This window comes from Escherichia sp. E2586, assembly GCF_005781105.1.
Classification (GTDB): domain Bacteria; phylum Pseudomonadota; class Gammaproteobacteria; order Enterobacterales; family Enterobacteriaceae; genus Escherichia.
In genome coordinates, this window is record NZ_VATN01000045.1 from 1 (window position 1) to 1,371 (window position 1,371).

The following is a 1,371-nucleotide window of genomic DNA, read 5'->3' on the forward strand; positions in this document are numbered from 1 at the left end:
ATACCACTATATAACCTCCAAGTAACAACAACAATTCATTGGTTGCATTAATATCAGCGTGTTCCGTTGTTCAGGAATAAAACTTTTTATTTAACAAACAAAGAGAGTTCAATGATGAGCAAAATTACAGGCGTGTTAGTTGATAGCCATATCTATGATATTAAAAATGATATGGAGAGTGGTTACTGTTTCCCTAACAGTTTGTTCCCAGGAGCAACCTTCAAGATGGTCATTGATAATGACCCTATTAATAATGACAAGGTAAAATGGACCTGTGGCACTAATGCAGACAATAATGTTCTGGCGGTTAGCCAGGATGGCACAGTAACTTTTCCGGGCGTAGATGAAAAGTGCGTTGGGAAGATTTTTGTCATTTTCGCCACTGATAAATCAACGAATAAATCTGCCGGCATCTATATTTTTATCGTGAAGCGTTTTTTCAAATACAGCATTGAAATTTATACATCAGTTAAAGATATTTTACCGTGGATTGAAAACATGAATGGAGAATTTCCTGGGATACATGATATCGATAGTGACTTTAATTATGAAAGTAGCGAATGGAGTCATATCATCAATCGAAAAGTTAACGCAGGGCTTTACCAGGAGTGGGGCACGTTAGCTAATAGTGGATGGGACACAAGTAATGAGAATAATGGTGTTTGTGGCATTTACGCTTTTAATAAAGATAATAATAGTTATTATCACCTGAAGGATACTGGATATACCCAGCATACTGCTGTTATATGCAGCGCTCAGGCAGTTGCATCCTACGGTGAGTCTATCGACTGATAGTGCTTTTTTCAACTATCATTTGCATTATTACCGCGTAAAGATTCACTGAAATTATAAAATTTAACTTGCGCAAAACCACCCGCTGAGCGGGTGGTTCTCATTTTTATCCACTATGTATATGAAGCTTAAAAAATAAACGAACTTAAGCGTTCCTTTTTATATTGCTACAAACAATTAATTCTCGACACCTAATAACTAAAGCCCCGCCCCCATATACCGCCAATACCCGTTTCATAACAAAATGCTGGTGACATTTCTCACCGGAAACTTTATTGCTACTGCTCAGAACGCAAATGCGGCAATACTCGGCTCCACTTATCATCCTGCCACGGCTGGAATCTTACATGTGCCGTTTCTCTGGCAAGGATTTCGCGCGCCTTATGTAGTATCTGGGGATATTCTTGCTCAATAGAAGTAAAGCGACCGGCTTCGCGATGCTCCGCAACCTGAAGAAGTGGAGTAACATTCTGGCAGGCGGTTAACATCACATCCCCTGCTCGCCATAACCAGGCGAGTGTGCAAAGTTCGTTATCAGTGAATTGTCTTGTGATTGGGGATTGTTGAACTTCTCGATCG

Annotated in this window: 2 protein-coding genes; one reads left to right on the forward strand and one right to left on the reverse strand. The window is 39.9% G+C overall.

Annotation, left to right across the window (positions count from 1 at the left end; genetic code table 11):
* Window positions 1-111 precede the first annotated feature (111 nt).
* Window positions 112-792, forward strand: a complete 681-nt coding sequence (locus FEK50_RS23600) for a hypothetical protein (RefSeq protein WP_131162690.1) — start codon at window positions 112-114, stop codon at window positions 790-792.
* A gap of 278 nt (window positions 793-1,070) precedes the next feature.
* Here FEK50_RS23600 and FEK50_RS23605 read toward each other — a convergent pair.
* Window positions 1,071-1,371, reverse strand: a 301-nt coding sequence (locus tag FEK50_RS23605; protein ID WP_138211688.1) for a P22AR C-terminal domain-containing protein, incomplete at its 5' end; no start/stop codon positions are given.